We start from the raw sequence: 17,098 nt of genomic DNA, 5'->3' as shown, positions 1-17,098 counted from the left end.
CTGCTATGAAAAAGGCCGTTAACCGCAAGTCAAAAATCGAGCTGCTACCAGAAGAGATCCGCGCCCAGCTTAATGTGCTTATTCGCAGTGGCGACATGACACAGAAAGATATTCTTGAAGCCGTCAATGCCATGATTGAAGAAGCGGGCCTGTCAGATGAAGCCAAGTTAAGCCGTTCGAGCTTTAATCGCTACGCCAAACGTATGGAAGATATGGGCCAGCGCTTGCGCCAGTCTCGCGAGGTGGCCGAAGTGTGGATCACAAAACTTGGCGAAGCACCAACATCCGATGTGGGTAAGCTGCTGCAAGAGTTTGTGCGAACCATGGCGTTCGAAACTTCGATGAAGCTAATGGAAAGTGCTGAACAAGATGGCGAAGTGATCGCGCCAAAAGCACTAAACCAACTTGCACTTGTGGTTCAGCGTATCGAGCAAGCGGCCATGACCAGCCACAAAGTAGAGAAAGAAATCCGCAAAGCCTTTGCTGACGAGATGGCCGACAAAACGGAACAGGTCGCGAAGAAAGCGGGACTCACATCAGACACAGTGAAGATGCTAAAAGCAGAGCTGTTAGGGATTGCCTAATGACAGACCAATCCAATGTCAACAAAGTTACCGAAGCCGTCCTTGTCAAGTTCGACAAGGATGAGCTTTTACTTGGCTACCAAAAGCGCTGGATAGCCGATGACTCAGTGCTCAAGATAGCCGAGAAGTCACGCCGTACTGGTTTGACGTTTGCCGAAGCGGCCGATTCTGCACTCAGTGCTGGAGCAGCCAAGGGCGAAGGTGGCAACAACGTGTTCTACGTTGGTTCGAATAAAGAGATGGCGCGCGAGTTCATTGATGCTGTGGCATTGTGGGCCAAGACGTTCGACAAGGCCGCAGGCGAAGTTCAGGAAGATATTCTCAACGATGAAGACAAAGACATACTCACCTTTGTTATTTACTTTGAGTCTGGCTTTAAGGTGCAAGCGCTATCGAGCAATCCATCAAACCTACGTGGTATGCAGGGGACGGTTATCATTGATGAGGCCGCATTCCATGAACGCCTAGCGGAAGTACTGAAAGCTGCCCTCGCTTTAACCATGTGGGGCTCTAAGGTTCGCCTTATCTCTACCCATAACGGTATTGATAACCTCTTCAATCAGCTAATCCAAGACAGCCGAGCAGGAAAGAAGCGTTACTCGATCCACACCATCACGCTCGATGATGCGTGTCTGGAAGGTTTGTATCAGCGTATTTGTCAGGTCACTAAGCAAGAGTGGTCACAAGAAAAAGAAGACGAATGGAAAGCTAACCTACTCAAAGACACGGCAACCGAAGAAGATGCACTGGAAGAATACTACTGTGTGCCTAAGAACGGTGGCGGTGCTTACATCAGCCGAAGCTATCGAGAGCGTGCTGCCAGCCTCGATGCGCCAGTTGTGCGCTTCACGGGTACAGCTGCTTTCAACCAAGCGGGTGAAGGTGAGCGAATGCGCGAGATGCAAGAGTGGCTGGTTGAAAACGTTGGCCCATTGCTTAGAAAGCTGCCATCGAGCCTGCGCCATGCGCTTGGGGAAGACTTCGCCCGTAACGGTGACTTAACCGTGTTCGCACCTATCACCGTTGAAGACGATACTAAACGCACGGTGCCATTCTTGGTTGAGCTGGCGAACGTCCCGTTCAAACAGCAAGAGCAATGCCTTTACTACATTTGTGATCGCCTGCCTCGCCGAGATGGCATCAAGCTCGATGCGCGTGGTAACGGCCAATACCTAGCCGAGCAGGCGCGCTACAAATACGGCGCAGAAGTAGAAGAAGTGATGCTCTCTGTTGCGTACTACCGCGAGAACATGCCGCGCTTTAAAGCCGCCTTTGAAGATGACGAAATCAAACTGCCTAAGCATGAGGACGTCATCACCGATTTAGGCCAGATCCAAATCTATCGTGGTGTGCCTGGTATCGATGACAGCCGCACCAAAGGAAGCGATGGAAACAAGCGCCACGGCGATAGTGCGATCGCTATCTTCCTTGCTTACTTGGCATCCAAAGAAGACATTACCCGTTACGAACTGCACACCATCCGACCTGAAGGCGACGAAGCGCAGCGCCGATTCTTTGGAAGCGCAAAAGACAACAACCGATTTGACGACATGCCGCGCACAGATATGCGTGGTAAAGGGATTCGACTATGAGCATTCAACTTGTTGACCACCGTGGCAACCCAATCAAGGCCGATAAAGAAATACTGTCAGACGACATTGCGCGCGCCTACACCACTGGCGTTCGTAACCCTCGCCCTGCGAGTGTGGCCTCTACCTTAGCGCCTCATCGTTTGGCGTCACTGTTACGTAGTGTCATTGAAGGCACCAACCCAGAAGACTACATGACGCTAGCCGAAGAGATGGAAGAGCGAGACTTACACTACGCCGCGCAGCTTCGCACCCGTAAGCTGGCCGTTGCCGCGATTGAGCCGACCGTCGAAGCCTACAGCGAAGACAAAGCCGACATGGAAATGGCCGAGCGCGTTCGCCAGTTGATGAACGACGACAAAATCCCAGAGCTATTCTTTGACTTACTCGATGGCCTTGGCAAAGGTTTGTCTGTAGTGCAGATTTTGTGGAACACCAAGAAGACCCCGTGGAAGCCCTTCGACTACAAATGGGTAGACCCACGTTACCTGCGCCAAGACCAAGAAACCCTAGAGCAGATCTTACTGATTAGTGAAGACGCACCAAGCGGTGAACCACTAGAGCCGTACAAGTTTATGGTTCATACTCCTCGATCTAAATCTGGCAGCGTATGGCGCAATGGCCTAGCCCGTTTGGTCGCGGTGATGTACATGCTCAAGTCCTACACCGTGCGCGACTGGTGGGCGTTTGCTGAGGTGTTCGGTATTCCGGTTCGCGTTGGTAAGTACGGCGCGAACGCCAGCGAAGAAGACATCAACACTCTGATTAATGCCATTGGCCGTATTGCCAGTGATGCAGGTGCGGTGATCCCAGAATCGATGAAGATGGAATTCATCGAGAGCGCCAAAGGCAACAATGGCGATAGCCTATTCGAGAACATGGCCCGTTGGTGTGATGAGCAAATCTCTAAGGCGGTGCTAGGTCAAACCATGACGGCCGATGATGGCAGCTCTCAGGCTCAAGCCGTAGTGCATAACGAGGTGCGCCTCGATATCGCCAAGTGGGACGCGCGCCAGCTTCAATCTTGTGTGAACGAGTACCTGGTCAAGCCGTTCATTATCCTCAATTGGGGTGTGCAAGAGCATTACCCGAAAGTGAAGATCAACATTCCAGAACCGGAAGACTTGAAGCTGTTGGTTGAGAGCGTAACGCCATTGATTGACCGTGGCATGAAAGTGCCTGCTTATGCACTGCGTGATAAGTTTGGTATCCCAGAAGCAGAGGAAGAAGAAGAGCTGCTTATGCCAGTGAGCCAAGCTTCAATGCAGGGTTTTAAAACCGACTTAGAAACCAGTTTAAACCGCAGTCGAATTGCGATTAACCGTGTATCTAAAACCGCTGACCAAGAAGTTGAGACGTTAACGGATGAAGCCATGGATGAATGGGAAGAAGTCGCCACCGACTTTATGAACCCGATTCTTGAACTCGCTAACCAGTCAGACAGCTACCAAAGCTTTGTCGATGCGCTGCCGCAGTTACAAGAGCAACTAGGTGCGGAGCAGTTCGTCGAGCAGATGGCGCAGTTTATGTTCCAGATGCGTGGCTACGGAGACGCCAAAGATGCCTAAAGACCCTTCGTCTCAAAGTATGGTGCCAAAAGAATCACTCGATTGGTTCAAGCGCAAAGGCATTGAGCCAGGCTTTGATTACCGGGACGTTTGGCGACAAGAACACAACAACGCTTTCACTGTGGCAAAGATGCTAAATGCCGATCTACTCGTTGAAGTAAAAGCCATGGTGGAAGATGCCATTGAGAGCGGCCAAACCTTCGAGCAGTTCCGTGATGCACTTAAACCACTGTTGGTGAAGTCCGGTTGGTGGGGAATTCAAAGCATGGTTGATCCACTAACAGGTGATGACAAGCCCGTGCAGCTTGGTAGCGAAGGCAGAATCAAAACCATCTATCGTACCAACATGCGCACCGCGCGTGCTGCTGGTCAATGGGAGCGAGTGGAAAGAACCAAGCGCGCCTTGCCCTATTTACTGTACCAACTGGGCCCGTCGCAAGAGCACCGAGTTGATCATGTAAACTGGAAAGGAATACTGCTACCCGTTGATGACCCATGGTGGAATAACCACATGCCACCCAATGGTTGGGGCTGCAAATGTTGGATACGTCAGGTATCTAAGTTCGAAGCCGATAAACTCATCAAAGAGAAGAAGGTGTCAACAACTGCTCCTGATGATGGAACAAAGCAGTGGGTGAACAAGCGAACGGGTGAAGTGGAAGTGCTGCCACAAGGTATTGAACCAGGTTGGAATTACAACCCTGGCAAATCACGCGAACAAGCCCTCGATGATGACCTTGCCAAAAAAGAAAGCAGAATGCGTCAAACGCTCTCTAACGGCTCTTAACTGGTTTTGAGCTACGATGAATCGTTTAAAAATGTTTAAACAAATCTGGAGCGATTTAAACAGGGTTTAAACATGGTCTTGCCTGTTTTGGGTGGTTGGTTATGGCGTTTCGCTTGCCAACCTCTTTTTTTTAGGTGAAGATTACCCCGCTGGCAGATCCTCTTTTGTCAGCTTCCAATCTTATTTTCCAAACTCTCTATCTCAGTTACCGATGCAATTCTCGTTGCAGCGGCGAACTCGCGCATTCTGAACTCCACAACTTAGTTTTCCATAACAGCTCACCAACAAGGAGGTTGTTATGTAACGTTAATCATCGGAGTTATGAATGACAGGTCCAGTTACCACCGCACTATGTTTCAGTATGTCAAAGGCAATGCAAGATGAATCAGAATCTGGCATGTGGCTGCCAATGATACCTGCTGGATTGTTTGCTGGTGTCGATGGGCGCATGTGGAACAACAGCCATCCCGATGCTGTTGTTGCAAGCTTTCAGAAAAAACGACCTTTCGATGTAGAACACTCCACTCAACTTAAAGCCCCAAAAGGTGAGCCAGCTCCAGCTGTCGGTTGGATATTGAAGCTAGAAAACCGCGACGGTGAAATTTGGGGTTACATAGAATGGAATGAAGACGGTGATGAGTACGTAAATGGCAAGAAGTATGCCTTTTATTCACCCGCTTTTGACCACCTAAAAGACGGCACTGTTACCGCATTAGCGAGCAGCGGCCTAACGAACGACCCAAACCTGAATGTTCCATCACTTAATCGTAAAGAGGCTAACGATATGACGCTTTCAAAAGCTATTCGTGAAGCGCTTAACCTTGATGAAAACGCAACCGAGCAAGATGTGGTTACCGCTATTTGTTCTTTGCAGTCTGAAAAGGAAACGGCACTAAACAGCGTAATGAAAAATTACGTTCCTAAAGAAACTCACCAGATGGCTCTAAATCGCGCCCAGTCCGCCGAAGATGAGTTGGCTGGAATTCGATCGCAAGAGATTGATGCTCTTGTTCAAGGCGCTATCGATGATGGCAAAGTCGCACCAGCTAACAAAGATATGTATGTATCTCTTTGTCGCACTGAAGGTGGTGTTGATCAATTCAAGTCTTTCTTAGGTACGGCTCCTGCTATTGCCTCTGATGCTCAGGTTAAAACGCCGAAAGATCCAAGCGGCAACCAAAAGCTCGAAGAGCACGAAGTGGCACTGTGCCGCAAGATGGGTGTGACGGAAGAAGAATTCCTCACAGCGAAAGAACAAATGAACGTAGGAGCTAAATAATGGCGACTGAAGCTCAAGTAATTGAAGCGCTACAGGCAACGATGTCGGCAGCGTACACACGCGGCCTAAACGCAGCTAACCCTCAATGGTCAATGGTAGCAACGCGAGTTCCAAGTTCTGGTGCTCAGAACTTCTATGGTTGGTTGAAAGATTTACCTGGCATTGTTGAGTGGACAGGTGACCGTCAGCTGGCTGACCTAGGCAAACATGGTTACGCCATTCCTAACAAAACATGGGAAAGCTCGATCTCGATTTCTCGTGATGAAGTGGACGATGACCAAATCGGTCACTACAGCGTTATTGCGCAGAACTATGGTGATCAAGTCGCGTACTTCCCTGACACCTTGGTCTATCCACTACTTGCTGCTGGCTTCACTACGCTTTGCTATGACGGTCAGAACTACTTTGATACTGATCACCCTCTTGAAACTACACCAGCAACAACGTTCTCCAACGTGGTTGGTAACCCAGCAACAGACACTGGCGAACCGTGGTTCCTGATTGATGATACGAAAGTTCTTAAGCCTATCGTGTACCAAGAACGTCGCCCGTTTGTGTTCAAGAACATGAACCCGAATGAAGAGTACACCTGGTTTAACAACAAGTACGCAGCTGGTGTCGATGGCCGTTGTAACGTTGGCTTCTCATTCCCTCAGTTGGCGATTGGCTCTAAGGCAGCGCTAACAGAAGCGAACTATGAAGAAGCGAAAAAGCTACTTCAAACCATGAAGAAGGTAGACGGCACGCCAATCGGTGTTCGTGCAACCAAATTAGTGGTTGGCCCAGGTAACGACGCTGCTGCTAAGAAACTGATTTCTCGCATGTTGATCGAAGGCGGCGACTCGAACATTTATTACAACGATGTAGAGATTGTTGTTTCACCACTGATTAGTGCATAAGACGTAACCGCTTATCAGCCATAAGGCGATGACGAGCTGGCGGTGTTCATTCACCGCCACGTTTAACCGGAGACAAAGATGAGCACCAGAATAGAAATTAATCCAGACGACTGGACGCTAATCTCAAACGCAGCTGCGGGATTTATGGAGAACGAAGGCGGAAGCGTCGCCAAGTATCGTGTTGAGGATGCAAAGCCATCAGCTCAGGAAAAGTGGGGACACAACCTAAAGCGTGAAAAAGGTATTGGTTGGTCACGCGCTGTGGCTAAACCAATCTATGCACGAAGCGTTACCGCTAAAACTCACCTGATTGTTACCGAGGGTTAAGCATGTTTTTTGTAGGTCCTCCACTTATCACACAAAGTGCCGCGCCAGTACCAGCGTCTGTTTTGCTGATGCGTGCAAGCTATGTGACCCAAGATGCTAATGACCTCAAGCAAACACTGGCGGTAAACGATACGCCTGAGACCATTCAGTTCAATCAGATCCCTTTGGCTTCTTCAGATCTAGATCTGGACTTGCTTACTGGTGAAGTCACTGCATTGAAGGACTTCAATGGTATGGCGAGTTTGAATGTATCAATCCTTCGTGAGCTCTCTGGTGCTGGAAATACTGACTGGGGAATGTTCATCGAAGTCTTTGATTCTGGAAGCGGTCTATGGGTGCCTTATGAAGGTAGCTTGCGTCCCATTACGTTGGACAGTCAATCCACGAATGAGAAGCGCTCTGTCGATTATTCCGTCGCAGTGTCGGTGCTTGCAGGTCAGAAGTTCCGTTGGCGTCATTCTACAAATGATGTCAGTAGAACTGTCTCAATCGTCTCATTTGCGGCGGCTAATGGGTTGCCTGCATCAGCGGGTGCAATCATGAGTTTCTGGGGCATTAAGCCTTAATCAAATTTTGTTTAAAAGGAGTTCACTGTGAGTGAAACAGCTAACCAAGAAAAGCGCAAACCTCGCGCCCCAAAGTCCACCGCTGGAGCAGATAAAGAGCCAGTGGAAAAAAGTGCTGAAACCCAACCAACGCAAACCGAACAGGACGCGTTGAAAGCTGAAAAGGCCAAAGCTAAAGCTGAGGCAGAAAAACAAGCTAAGGCAGAAGCGGATGCTAAGGCTAAAGAAGCCAAAGCAAAAGCAGATGCTGAAGCTCATAAAGAAGGAAATAGTAATGAAAATGGTGAAGGTGAAACTTCAAGTGATGGCTCTATCACTTCTGATGATAGTGATGGAGATGCTCTCGGTATTCTTGGTGCCTTTAAAGTTCGCTCTAAATCAGATCAAGGCTTTTGGCGCAGTGGTGTTCAGTTTCTGCGTACCAAAGAAACCGTGGTGCTCGTGGTTGACGAAGAGCCGAAAGACCAGCCTCAAATCTTGGCTCAGGAAGGTATCGAACCAGAGCTTGTTCTGTTCATGTCTAAAGAAAAAGCAAAGCGCGTCTATGACGAACCGAACCTCGTGGTTGAAGACGTCGAGCTGTCTGACGTAATCGACATCAAAGACGATTAAGTAAAAGGTAAACCCAATGGCGACCTACGCAACCAAGCAAGACCTGATAGACCGTGATGAGCAAATGCTGTGGAACTTTGCAATTGACCGCACCACAAACCAGCTTAACGACACATGGATTAATCAGGCGTTAGACCAAGCCGACGAAGAGATTGACTCTTTCTTAGGTCGTCGGTTTGTGCTGCCGCTTGAAACCGTACCAGGCATCTTGAATAAGGTCGCCATTACGATTGCCTTTTACTGGTTAGGTGACCGCGATAACCAAGTCACCGACCTATTAGAAAAGCGCTATGAAAAAGCACTGACGACCCTAAAAGAAATTGCCAGTGGTAAGCGTGAACTTGGCTTGCCTACCATCGAAGCACCAGTGGAAAGCAGTGTCGGCAAAGTCGAGCTAGTTCAAGATAACGAGCGCTTATTCACCCGCAATAGCTTGAAGAGCATTTTGTAATGGGTATCTGGGTTGAGGTTAAAGGCGATCAAGAATTTGAACGCTATCAGCGGCTGATAAAAACGCTGTCTGATCCTCGCCATAAAAAAGACTTGCTGCATGCATTAGGCGCAGTGGTTGAGAGCCAAACAAGAAGACGTATTTCTGATGAAAAAAGTTCACCTGATGGTACCCCCTGGTCTGACTGGTCACCTAGCTACGCAAAGACTCGTCACGGCAATCAATCACTGCTTCAGGGTGAAGGTGGTTTGCTCGATTCCATCCAGTTTGTGGTCGATAGAAACCAAGTTCGAGTTGGTTCGCCATTGGCCTACGCGCGAGTGCATCAAGAAGGCTTTAACGGTGCGGTCAGTGTGTCGCCGCATACGCGCCTTGTTACCCAAGCCTTTGGTAAGGCGTTGCGGTTTCCGGTTTATCAGAACGTAAGCGGCTTTACCCGAATGATGAACATTCCACAGCGTGAGTTCCTTGGCCTTAGCCAAGATAACCAAAACGAAGTTTATGCCGTGATTGGCGACTTTTGGCAGGAGTTATTGCAATGAGTACCAGACCTGATTTCTCGGTATTAGGCTCAACCGTTTATGCCTGCGAAGAAACCGTGAACTTTTTGAAGCCCAAGCTTGAAGGCGGTCTCGATGATATTGACAAGGTGCAAGTGGTTGAACGCCACATTGGCCGTTTCGACAAAGAAGAAGATCTCAAGCGCTGGATGAGCAACCGAGATGGCGGCGTTCGAGTAGCCGCACTTCGAGTCTCTAATTACGACAACATCGGTGGCCGTGTCATCGGCACAGTCGAATTTGCTGCTTACATCTTTACCGCTGACCAGTGGGGGTACTCAAAAGACACTCGCGCTGAAGTGATCGCTGGCAAGTTAGTTAAGGCTATGTTCGGCAGAACTGCTCCACCCACAGCTTACGGAAAGGCACAAGCATTCAGAGCCGACAATATGTACAGCGGCAGCATTGATAAAAAAGGCGTTGCTATTTGGGTGGTGACATGGCGACAAGATTGGTATCTCGATGAACCAATTGATCTGACCACATTAAACGATTTCGAAACCTTTGGCCTCACAGGTGAGCTGGATGAAAACTCACCGAAGATTGAGGGTGAAGTTCAACTTCCACAATAGAGGGCAGCAGAATGACCGCTCAATTAATTCTGGTTAAACCCGCCAAGCCAGGCGTTAAGGTGCGCAAAGAAGATGGCAAGCACCTAAACGAAAAAGGCGAAAAGGTAAAACGCACCGGCTTTTGGATTCGTCGCATTAAACAAGGTGATGTGATCGACGTTGAAGCGCAAAGAAAAGCCTCAATGAAAAAAGCCCGCGAAGCGAAAGCGGCCAAAGCCAAGGCAAAAAAAACGCCTGCTGCTGAACCAGTGACTGAGCAGCACGATAACTCAGACGTTAAAGGAGAATAACCATGCCATTGGGAAACATTCCTAACGACATCAAAACGCCATTGGTGTTTATCGATTTCGATAACTCTCAGGCACTAGAAGGTACACCTGCGCAGGTTCACCGAGTGCTGGTGATTGGTCAGCAATTAGCTGGCGGCTCGGCAACACCACTAGAGCTTACCCGCATCACCACAAGCGAAAGCTATATGGACAGCCTCTATGGCAAAGGTTCTATGCTTGCTCGTATGCTGAAGAAGTTCCGCTTCAACAACAGTTACACCGATGTTTATGCATTGGGAGCAACGATTACGGGTGGGACGGCAGCCGATTGGTCACTCGTGCCAACGGTCACAACCGTCAAGGCTGGTGTGATCTACTTGCTGATTGGTGGTGACAGCGTTCAGGTTACTGTGAAGGCTGATGATGCGCGTGATGTGATTTGTGATGCGATTGTCGCAGCCATTACTGCTGATGAAAACCTACCCGTGACAGCGGCCAAGTCTGGTGCGGCTGGTTCAGAGCAGGTAGACATCACTTGTAAATGGGCTGGCCTAACGGGTAACGACATCGATATCCGCTGGAACTACTATGACGGTGAAGTGCTGCCAGAAGGTATTAGCCTTGTGCTTACCCAAACCACCCAAGGTGCAGGCACGCCAGACATGACAGAGATTATCTCTGCCATTCCTGATGAATGGTACAACCACATGGTGATGCCGTTTAACGACACCCAAAGCATGAACACCCTACGTGACGAGTTGATCGAGCGTTGGGGCCCACTGCAAATGATGGAAGCGATTGGTTACAGCGCCTTCCGTGGTACGTTCGCTGAAACGGGTGCCTTTGGTACGGCGCGTAATGACTTCTTGTTTACCAGTATTGGTACCAACTTGTCACCAGAGTCGCCTTATGAATGGGCGGCAGCGTATGCGGCTATCGGCTCTTACTACCTAGCAATTGACCCAGCGCGCCCACTGCAAACTCTGGTTCTGCGTGGCATTAAACCACCGTCAAAGGCAGACCGTTGGCCTCAGTTCCCAGAGCGTAACCTGCTACTTGGTGACGGCGTTGCAACCTTCTTTGTTACACCAGGTGAAGAAGTGGCGATTGAGCGTGAAGTCTCGATGTATCGCGTGAACAGCTTTGGTGATCCGGACCCAAGCTACATGGACATCACCACACCTTCAACGCTTGGCTACCTGCGCTATAGCTTGCGCACTATGGTGACCAACCAGTTCCCGCGTCATAAGCTGGCGAACGATGATGTGCTCGATGACCTTGACCCAGGTCAACCAGTGGTGACGCCTAAGCTGATGCGTCAAGCCATTATCAACTTGGCGACGACCGATTGGGTACCGAAAGGTTTAATCGAAGATTTAGAAGGCTTTAAAGAGTCTTTAGAAGTCTACCGTGACACCAGTGATCAAAACCGTCTGAACTGTATCTTCCGTCCAGACCTTGTTAACCAGTTGCGTGTATTCGCAGCGCTGAACCAATTCAAGCTTTAAGGAGAAGTTAGATGGCTATTTTGGGGCAAGTAACCATTCGCGTGAATGGTAAGCAAATTAAGTCAAAAAAAGGTTGGACGCTAACGCCAGCAGGTTACAACACCACTGAGCACAATGGGCCTGGTCGTTCTTGGGGAGTGTCGCGTGAGTACCAAAACCCGTCACTCAGTGGGCCGATTGCGGCGGCAGAAGATGTCGATGTGTTGGAAATCAACAATATCACCGATGCCACTATCGTTTGGGAAGGTGATAACGGTATTGACTATCTGATTACGGGTTGTGCGCCACAGTCTCCTTTCACGCTAAGCGACTCTGGTGACATTCAAGGCACATTCCGTGGCAATAAAATGGAGCGCATCTAATGGCTGTTCTCACATTTGAACTTGAAGATGGTTTGAAGTTCGGAGAAAAGACGCTTCGCAACGTTGGACTTCGAGAGTTGACGCCACAAGATGTCTTTGATGCGCAAATTGCCTCAGAAAGACTGGGCTTGATTGAAGGTCGTCCTTATGCATACACAAGCAATGTTCAAATGGGAATGGAACTGCTTTGCCGACAGGTTGAGTTTATTGGCGACATCCAAGGGACATCTGTCAAAGAGCTGCTTACTCTTTCTCAAAATGATTTTGAGCTTCTTCAGAAGAAGGCTAAAGAACTTGATAAGGCGATGGTGCCAGAAGAAGTAACGGAGGCATTGGAAGCGCGGGGGCGAGATTGACTCGCTGACTAAGCCACTCAAGACCTTGCTCCTAAATATGGGGGCAAGGTATCCAGTCAGCGAATTAAAGCACCTTCCTATCCGCCATATATTCGAGATGCTGCTGTTATTAACCGAAGGAACACATCATGGCTAATAAACTCGAAACAGACATTGTTCTGAATCTTCAAGGCAACCTCGCCGCAAAAGCTCGTCAATACTCAAATCAAATGTCAACGCTAGGCTCTCGTAGTCAGAGAGCTTTTGCAATGATGGAACAATCCGCCAAGGCTGCAAGTCAAGGGATTGATACTTGGGGTAATCGAACTGTTATTGGTGCCGGTGCGGTGGCCTTTGCTTTTGAGCGTACTTTCATCAAAACCGCCGCAGAGTTTGAACGCTATCAAGTCATGCTCAACAAACTTCAAGGCTCGGAAGAAGGAGGAGCAAAAGCCCTACAGTGGATTGAGGATTTTACCCAAAATACTCCTTATGCGGTGAATGAAGTTACGCAAGCTTTTGTGAAGCTGAAAGCGTTTGGTCTCGATCCTATGGATGGCACCATGCAAGCTATCGCTGACCAAGCTGCCATGATGGGAGGTACGGCGGAAACGGTTGACGGCATCGCGCTTGCGCTTGGTCAGGCATGGACGAAAGGCAAGCTGCAAGGAGAGGAAGCATTGCAGTTGCTGGAACGTGGTGTGCCAGTTTGGGATTACTTGGTTCAAGCCAGTAAAGATTTAGGCAAAAACAACGGTATTGGTTATACCGCCGCCCAATTACAAGAAATGGCAAGCAAAGGACAATTAGGAAGAGAAGCCATTGCAGACTTAATCAAGGTTATGGGACAGATGTCTACGGGTGCTGCAAAAGAGCAGATGAACACTTGGAATGGCATGGTTTCTAATATGGGTGATCATTGGAAGCTTTTTCAAAAAGACGTCATGGAAAGTGGTGCGTTTGATGTCCTCAAAGACCAGCTTGGTGAGTTCTTATCTATGCTCGATGAGATGAAGAAAACTGGCGAATATGACGAATTTGTAGAGACCATCGGCGAAGACTTAGTAAATGGTTTCAAAGCAGCGGCTGAAGCTGCAAGAGAAATTAAAACCGCAGGTCAAGAAATTATGCCTGTTGTAAAAGAAATTGCCTCTATGGCGGGTTCAATGGTTGATATGGTTGGTGGGTATGGAAACCTCGCAAAAATCATGGCCTCTATCTATGCCATTAACAAAATGATTCGGGTTAGCTCTCCACTGCTTAAAGCAGGTGCTGCTACAGGTGGTTTCATTTTGGATAAGGTCACCAAAGGTAAAGGAAAAGGTGGCGCAATCGGGCAAGCGGCTTCTACTCTTGGTGCAACACCAGTGTGGGTAGTAAACATGCCTGGTGGTGGCATGGGTGGAGTTGATATTAATGGTGCTAATAAACCAGGCTCTAAGGTTCCTAAAAGTGGTAAGTGGTCTACAAAAGCTTTAATTGCCGCAAATAGTGCCTTTGATATTGGTTCAAGCTATGCAAAAACATTTGGACCAGCCGCTGCGCTAATGTTGCTCGCTAATGCAAATGAATATGATCCATCCAATCCGACTTTTAAGCCGATAGACTTCGGTCAACAGCAAAAGCCAGAGCCTGAAACCCCAAAAACAAAAGCCGCAATGGATCGCTTTAATGAGGCATTTAAGCGTCCTGATTCTCCTTTCGCGCTCGCCGGACAAAGTCCACTAGGCAACATTCATTTACAGGTTGATGTGTCAGATGACCGCGTCAAAGTCACGCCAAAATATGTGCCGCCTGGTTTCAGTATTGACCCAGACACTGGCGCGAATTAAAGAGGTGATAAATGTCGTTTGAAGAACGTTTAATGGCCTCGATTCGAGGCGTTGAATTTGAATTGGAAGATGTGTCTGGTGACATTGGTCGCCGTGCGATCCCTCACGCCTACCCGAAGCGTGATCAAGGCTATACCGAAGACAATGGTCGCGTTCTGCTTGGTGAGCAAATCAGTGGCAAGGTGGTGGGCGTTGATTACCAATCGCGTTTGCTCGATGTTATCGAGGCGATAAATACACCAGGGCCATGTGAAATGATTCACCCTTGGTTTGGTGTGCGTAAAGTTCAGATTGGCCGTGGCAGCTACCGATTAGTGAACCGCCAAGAAGGTGTTGCAACCTTTAGCTTTGAAGTGTTTGAGACGGGCGAAAACCTGTTTCCTACTTCAGAGATAGATACCTCAAGCAAGATGGCGCAGGATGCACAGGCAAGCCAAACCGCCGCCAATGAAGCATTCGAGAGTGCCTATGATGAGACGGCCACCAAAGGCGTTGGCGATATGGTTGATCAATACCTCGATGACCTAGACGAATTTACTCGCGGGTTGCCATCACTGCCGACAGAACTGCGTGAATGGACAGACCGCTTGCAACGCACCAAAGATTCCGTTGGCAAATTATTAGCCTACCCAGGAGAGTTAGCGCGTGAAACCATGGGCATTCTGGAAGATGTGAAAAGCGTGGTCAAAGACCCCATTCGCGCACTTGAAGTTTATGACAGTGTCGCTAACCGATGGAACGGCATGCGCGCTGAATTGGCCGTTACAGGTGGTTTGAGCCGTAATATCGTCAGTGATTTTGATTCAGCCTCATCGGTATCCCAAACCTCAAACCCCGCTGAACAGCAAAAGATTTTGGCGAATGCTGATGCCTATAAGAATTTGATTGCGAGCTCTGCGGCTGTCTCTAAAGCGTCTGCTTTGTCTGATGCAACCTATCAAGCCTCTCTGATTGACCAGACTCAAACCATCGAGAGTTTGACTGGTTCAGAGCGTCAGGCCGTAGTGACAGGCCAGCAGCTTAGAACTATCGGCAATAAATTGGCGTCGAATCTTGCTGAGTTGTCTGCCGATGCAGTAGAACGCGGTGACTCTGCGCTGTGGCGTAACCTTCGCCAACTTCGCCAGTCTGTATTGCAAGACACCAAAGCCCGCGCCGAGCAGCTACCGCAACTGAGTGTTGTTACACCAACCACTACGGTTCCTGTTGCTCTGATTGCATGGCAAGAAACAGGCGATACGGAGAAACGTAATAGCATCGTTCGTCGTAATGGTTTGGCAAATCCTGCCTTTGTGATGCCGAATATGGATATCGAGGTGATCAATGGCCGATAAAATCACCCTAAGCGCAGGCGGCAATATTTACAGTGGCTGGACTAAAGTTTCCGTCACTCGATCATTGCAAGCGATGGCAGGTTCATTTGATTTGGAGCTGACCTATAAGTACCAGGGCGACGAGGAGCGTTATCAAGCCTTCATGAAACCCATCAAACAAGGTGAACCTTGCGTTGTGAAGATTGGTGATGACCGTGTGGTCACAGGTTTTGTAGACGATTGGGTGCCAAGTTACGACGAGAGCCAAGTCATTATTGCCGTCTCTGGCCGTGATAAAACCGCAGACTTGGTTGATTGTTCTATCGAGTATCCGTCCGGTCAGTTCGTCAACCAAACCTTTACACAAATCGCGAATACAGTATGCAAGCCTTTTGGTATTAAAGTGATCGTCAATACTGATGTGGGCGCAGCGTTTGAGCGCATTCAAATCGAGCAAGGTGAAACCCCTCACGAGCTTCTTACTCGCTTGGCTCGCCAGCGTGGCGTGTTGCTCACTACGAATGGTTTCGGTGATCTGGTGGTGACTCGTGCTAGCAAAGAGAAAGCGGGCGTGTCGCTTATTTTAGGTGTAAATATTAAAGCCGCCCGTGGCCGTTTCAGTTGGCGTGATCGCTTTAGTCAGTTCACGGTGAAAGCGTCAGGGGCAGCATTTGGATCATGGGATTCCAATGGCTCATCAAATATCGGTGGATTTAAAGCGACGGTTTCCGATGAGGAGATCACTCGATACCGTCCAATGATTATCGTCAATGATGAGATCACCACGGCTGAAGGCGCAGCGAAGCGCGGTCAGTGGGAACGTCAGCGCAGCATTGCTCAATCAAACAGTGCGGAATATACGGTGACAGGTTGGCGCAATCCAAACACGGGGAAGATTTGGGACATTAACAAAATTGTTCCGGTTAAAGATGAGATTATGGGCCTTGATGAGGAAATGCTGATTAGTGGCTTTATGCTCGATGAGGGTGACTCAGGCCGCTTGGCCGTGTTGAGTGTGGTTCGCCCTGAAGCACTGGACATTCCAGCGCAAGCAGAGAAGCGCACAACGATTCAAGGGGGCTGGTAATGAGTGAAGTGATGAAGCGTTACGTTGACCGCCTTCTTCGCCCCATTACGCGTCGGCTTTCATCAATGCTGGTGCGCGCAATTGTGGTTGAAGTAGCAGAAAATTTACAACGTCAAGGGCTTCAGTTGCGTATGGACGACGACGAAAGCGGCGATAACATCGAGCGCTTTCAACAATATGGTTTTAGCTCCGTGCCTCCTAGTGATTCAGAGGCCATTGTGGCTGCGCTGCGTGGCAACTTGGGCCAGCGTATCGCCCTAGCGGTAGAGAAAAAGGAATTGCGTCCAAAAGGTGACCCGTTGGATGTTTTCATCTATCATGCTGAAGGCCACTCAATGCGTCTTACCAAAGATGGTAAACTCCTTATCTCAGTTACCGATGCAATTCTGGAAGCCAGCAACAGCTTCACTATTATTTCCCCACAAACATTAATTGATGGACCACTGCATGTGACAGGTGGTATTTCAACCGACTTGGGGATTTATGCGAGTGGCGTTATTGCCTCTGATACCGATTTAACCTCTGGCGGCTTTAGTTATTTAGGCCACAAACACAGAGATGCGGAGAACAGGTTAACAACCCCACCCGTGAGCTAATC

At 48.9% G+C, this 17,098-nt stretch carries 20 protein-coding genes; all 20 read left to right on the top strand.

The genetic code is table 11. From position 1 onward, the window contains the following. Positions 1 to 5: 5 nt before the first annotated feature. Positions 6 to 584, top strand: coding sequence for a DUF3486 family protein (locus ACQEXU_RS10850; protein WP_427010819.1), 579 nt, complete (start codon positions 6 to 8; stop codon positions 582 to 584). Then, positions 584 to 2,176: a terminase large subunit domain-containing protein gene (locus tag ACQEXU_RS10845; RefSeq protein WP_427010818.1), complete on the top strand. Its 1,593-nt coding sequence runs from the start codon at positions 584 to 586 to the stop codon at positions 2,174 to 2,176. Before ACQEXU_RS10850 ends, ACQEXU_RS10845 begins: the two co-directional genes overlap by 1 nt. Next, a complete protein-coding gene (locus tag ACQEXU_RS10840) occupies positions 2,173 to 3,741 on the top strand; it encodes a DUF935 domain-containing protein (protein WP_427010817.1) in 1,569 nt (522 codons plus the stop codon). The genes ACQEXU_RS10845 and ACQEXU_RS10840 overlap by 4 nt, the downstream gene beginning before the upstream one ends. Next, on the top strand, positions 3,734 to 4,528 hold the full coding sequence (locus ACQEXU_RS10835) for a phage minor head protein (RefSeq protein ID WP_427010816.1): 795 nt from the start codon (positions 3,734 to 3,736) through the stop codon (positions 4,526 to 4,528). Before ACQEXU_RS10840 ends, ACQEXU_RS10835 begins: the two co-directional genes overlap by 8 nt. Before the next feature lie 325 nt (positions 4,529 to 4,853). Beyond that, positions 4,854 to 5,807 (top strand): phage protease, encoded by a 954-nt coding sequence (locus tag ACQEXU_RS10830; protein ID WP_427010815.1) that lies wholly within the window; start codon positions 4,854 to 4,856, stop codon positions 5,805 to 5,807. Continuing rightward, entirely contained in the window at positions 5,807 to 6,706 is a 900-nt protein-coding gene (locus ACQEXU_RS10825) for a Mu-like prophage major head subunit gpT family protein (protein WP_427010814.1), read from the top strand. Before ACQEXU_RS10830 ends, ACQEXU_RS10825 begins: the two co-directional genes overlap by 1 nt. A gap of 78 nt (positions 6,707 to 6,784) precedes the next feature. Next, complete coding sequence (locus ACQEXU_RS10820; RefSeq protein WP_427010813.1) at positions 6,785 to 7,033, top strand: hypothetical protein; 249 nt, start codon at positions 6,785 to 6,787, stop codon at positions 7,031 to 7,033. Between the two features lie 2 nt (positions 7,034 to 7,035). Further along, positions 7,036 to 7,599, top strand: coding sequence for a hypothetical protein (locus ACQEXU_RS10815; protein ID WP_427010812.1), 564 nt, complete (start codon positions 7,036 to 7,038; stop codon positions 7,597 to 7,599). A 27-nt stretch (positions 7,600 to 7,626) separates the two neighbouring features. Further along, complete coding sequence (locus tag ACQEXU_RS10810) at positions 7,627 to 8,211, top strand: hypothetical protein (protein ID WP_427010811.1); 585 nt, start codon at positions 7,627 to 7,629, stop codon at positions 8,209 to 8,211. 16 nt (positions 8,212 to 8,227) lie between these two features. Beyond that, entirely contained in the window at positions 8,228 to 8,662 is a 435-nt protein-coding gene (locus ACQEXU_RS10805; protein WP_427010810.1) for a gp436 family protein, read from the top strand. After that, positions 8,662 to 9,204, top strand: coding sequence for a phage virion morphogenesis protein (locus tag ACQEXU_RS10800; RefSeq protein ID WP_427010809.1), 543 nt, complete (start codon positions 8,662 to 8,664; stop codon positions 9,202 to 9,204). Before ACQEXU_RS10805 ends, ACQEXU_RS10800 begins: the two co-directional genes overlap by 1 nt. Further along, complete coding sequence (locus ACQEXU_RS10795) at positions 9,201 to 9,794, top strand: hypothetical protein (protein ID WP_427010808.1); 594 nt, start codon at positions 9,201 to 9,203, stop codon at positions 9,792 to 9,794. The genes ACQEXU_RS10800 and ACQEXU_RS10795 overlap by 4 nt, the downstream gene beginning before the upstream one ends. Before the next feature lie 11 nt (positions 9,795 to 9,805). Next, the gene (locus ACQEXU_RS10790; protein WP_427010807.1) at positions 9,806 to 10,084 is read left to right on the top strand and encodes a DUF2635 domain-containing protein; all 279 of its coding nucleotides are present in this window, start codon (positions 9,806 to 9,808) and stop codon (positions 10,082 to 10,084) included. Positions 10,085 to 10,086: 2 nt separating this feature from the next. After that, positions 10,087 to 11,571, top strand: a complete 1,485-nt coding sequence (locus ACQEXU_RS10785) for a phage tail sheath subtilisin-like domain-containing protein (protein ID WP_427010806.1) — start codon at positions 10,087 to 10,089, stop codon at positions 11,569 to 11,571. 11 nt (positions 11,572 to 11,582) lie between these two features. Then, a complete protein-coding gene (locus ACQEXU_RS10780) occupies positions 11,583 to 11,933 on the top strand; it encodes a phage tail tube protein (RefSeq protein ID WP_427010805.1) in 351 nt (116 codons plus the stop codon). Beyond that, positions 11,933 to 12,289, top strand: coding sequence for a phage tail assembly protein (locus ACQEXU_RS10775; RefSeq protein ID WP_427010804.1), 357 nt, complete (start codon positions 11,933 to 11,935; stop codon positions 12,287 to 12,289). The genes ACQEXU_RS10780 and ACQEXU_RS10775 overlap by 1 nt, the downstream gene beginning before the upstream one ends. A 128-nt stretch (positions 12,290 to 12,417) precedes the next feature. Then, positions 12,418 to 14,100: a tape measure protein gene (locus tag ACQEXU_RS10770; RefSeq protein WP_427010803.1), complete on the top strand. Its 1,683-nt coding sequence runs from the start codon at positions 12,418 to 12,420 to the stop codon at positions 14,098 to 14,100. 11 nt (positions 14,101 to 14,111) lie between these two features. Next, entirely contained in the window at positions 14,112 to 15,434 is a 1,323-nt protein-coding gene (locus tag ACQEXU_RS10765) for a DNA circularization protein (RefSeq protein ID WP_427010802.1), read from the top strand. Further along, positions 15,424 to 16,500, top strand: a complete 1,077-nt coding sequence (locus ACQEXU_RS10760; RefSeq protein WP_427010801.1) for a phage baseplate assembly protein — start codon at positions 15,424 to 15,426, stop codon at positions 16,498 to 16,500. The genes ACQEXU_RS10765 and ACQEXU_RS10760 overlap by 11 nt, the downstream gene beginning before the upstream one ends. Continuing rightward, positions 16,500 to 17,096, top strand: a complete 597-nt coding sequence (locus ACQEXU_RS10755) for a phage baseplate assembly protein V (protein WP_427010800.1) — start codon at positions 16,500 to 16,502, stop codon at positions 17,094 to 17,096. The genes ACQEXU_RS10760 and ACQEXU_RS10755 overlap by 1 nt, the downstream gene beginning before the upstream one ends. The last annotated feature ends 2 nt before the right edge of the window (positions 17,097 to 17,098 follow it).

The organism is Vibrio sp. TRT 21S02, assembly GCF_050113675.1.
Classification (GTDB): Bacteria; Pseudomonadota; Gammaproteobacteria; order Enterobacterales; family Vibrionaceae; genus Vibrio.
The sequence above is the reverse complement of the archived record's forward strand: the minus strand, read 5'-3'. Positions and strand labels throughout refer to the sequence as shown.

Coding starts and splice junctions, on each gene's coding strand:
- ACQEXU_RS10830 (WP_427010815.1), top strand. CDS start 4,854: ATGACAGGTCCAGTTACCACCGCACTATGTTTCAGTATGTCAAAGGCA.
- ACQEXU_RS10790 (WP_427010807.1), top strand. CDS start 9,806: ATGACCGCTCAATTAATTCTGGTTAAACCCGCCAAGCCAGGCGTTAAG.
- ACQEXU_RS10845 (WP_427010818.1), top strand. CDS start 584: ATGACAGACCAATCCAATGTCAACAAAGTTACCGAAGCCGTCCTTGTC.
- ACQEXU_RS10840 (WP_427010817.1), top strand. CDS start 2,173: ATGAGCATTCAACTTGTTGACCACCGTGGCAACCCAATCAAGGCCGAT.
- ACQEXU_RS10760 (WP_427010801.1), top strand. CDS start 15,424: ATGGCCGATAAAATCACCCTAAGCGCAGGCGGCAATATTTACAGTGGC.
- ACQEXU_RS10820 (WP_427010813.1), top strand. CDS start 6,785: ATGAGCACCAGAATAGAAATTAATCCAGACGACTGGACGCTAATCTCA.
- ACQEXU_RS10785 (WP_427010806.1), top strand. CDS start 10,087: ATGCCATTGGGAAACATTCCTAACGACATCAAAACGCCATTGGTGTTT.
- ACQEXU_RS10825 (WP_427010814.1), top strand. CDS start 5,807: ATGGCGACTGAAGCTCAAGTAATTGAAGCGCTACAGGCAACGATGTCG.
- ACQEXU_RS10835 (WP_427010816.1), top strand. CDS start 3,734: ATGCCTAAAGACCCTTCGTCTCAAAGTATGGTGCCAAAAGAATCACTC.
- ACQEXU_RS10775 (WP_427010804.1), top strand. CDS start 11,933: ATGGCTGTTCTCACATTTGAACTTGAAGATGGTTTGAAGTTCGGAGAA.
- ACQEXU_RS10755 (WP_427010800.1), top strand. CDS start 16,500: ATGAGTGAAGTGATGAAGCGTTACGTTGACCGCCTTCTTCGCCCCATT.
- ACQEXU_RS10815 (WP_427010812.1), top strand. CDS start 7,036: ATGTTTTTTGTAGGTCCTCCACTTATCACACAAAGTGCCGCGCCAGTA.
- ACQEXU_RS10805 (WP_427010810.1), top strand. CDS start 8,228: ATGGCGACCTACGCAACCAAGCAAGACCTGATAGACCGTGATGAGCAA.
- ACQEXU_RS10765 (WP_427010802.1), top strand. CDS start 14,112: ATGTCGTTTGAAGAACGTTTAATGGCCTCGATTCGAGGCGTTGAATTT.
- ACQEXU_RS10795 (WP_427010808.1), top strand. CDS start 9,201: ATGAGTACCAGACCTGATTTCTCGGTATTAGGCTCAACCGTTTATGCC.
- ACQEXU_RS10800 (WP_427010809.1), top strand. CDS start 8,662: ATGGGTATCTGGGTTGAGGTTAAAGGCGATCAAGAATTTGAACGCTAT.
- ACQEXU_RS10850 (WP_427010819.1), top strand. CDS start 6: ATGAAAAAGGCCGTTAACCGCAAGTCAAAAATCGAGCTGCTACCAGAA.
- ACQEXU_RS10770 (WP_427010803.1), top strand. CDS start 12,418: ATGGCTAATAAACTCGAAACAGACATTGTTCTGAATCTTCAAGGCAAC.
- ACQEXU_RS10780 (WP_427010805.1), top strand. CDS start 11,583: ATGGCTATTTTGGGGCAAGTAACCATTCGCGTGAATGGTAAGCAAATT.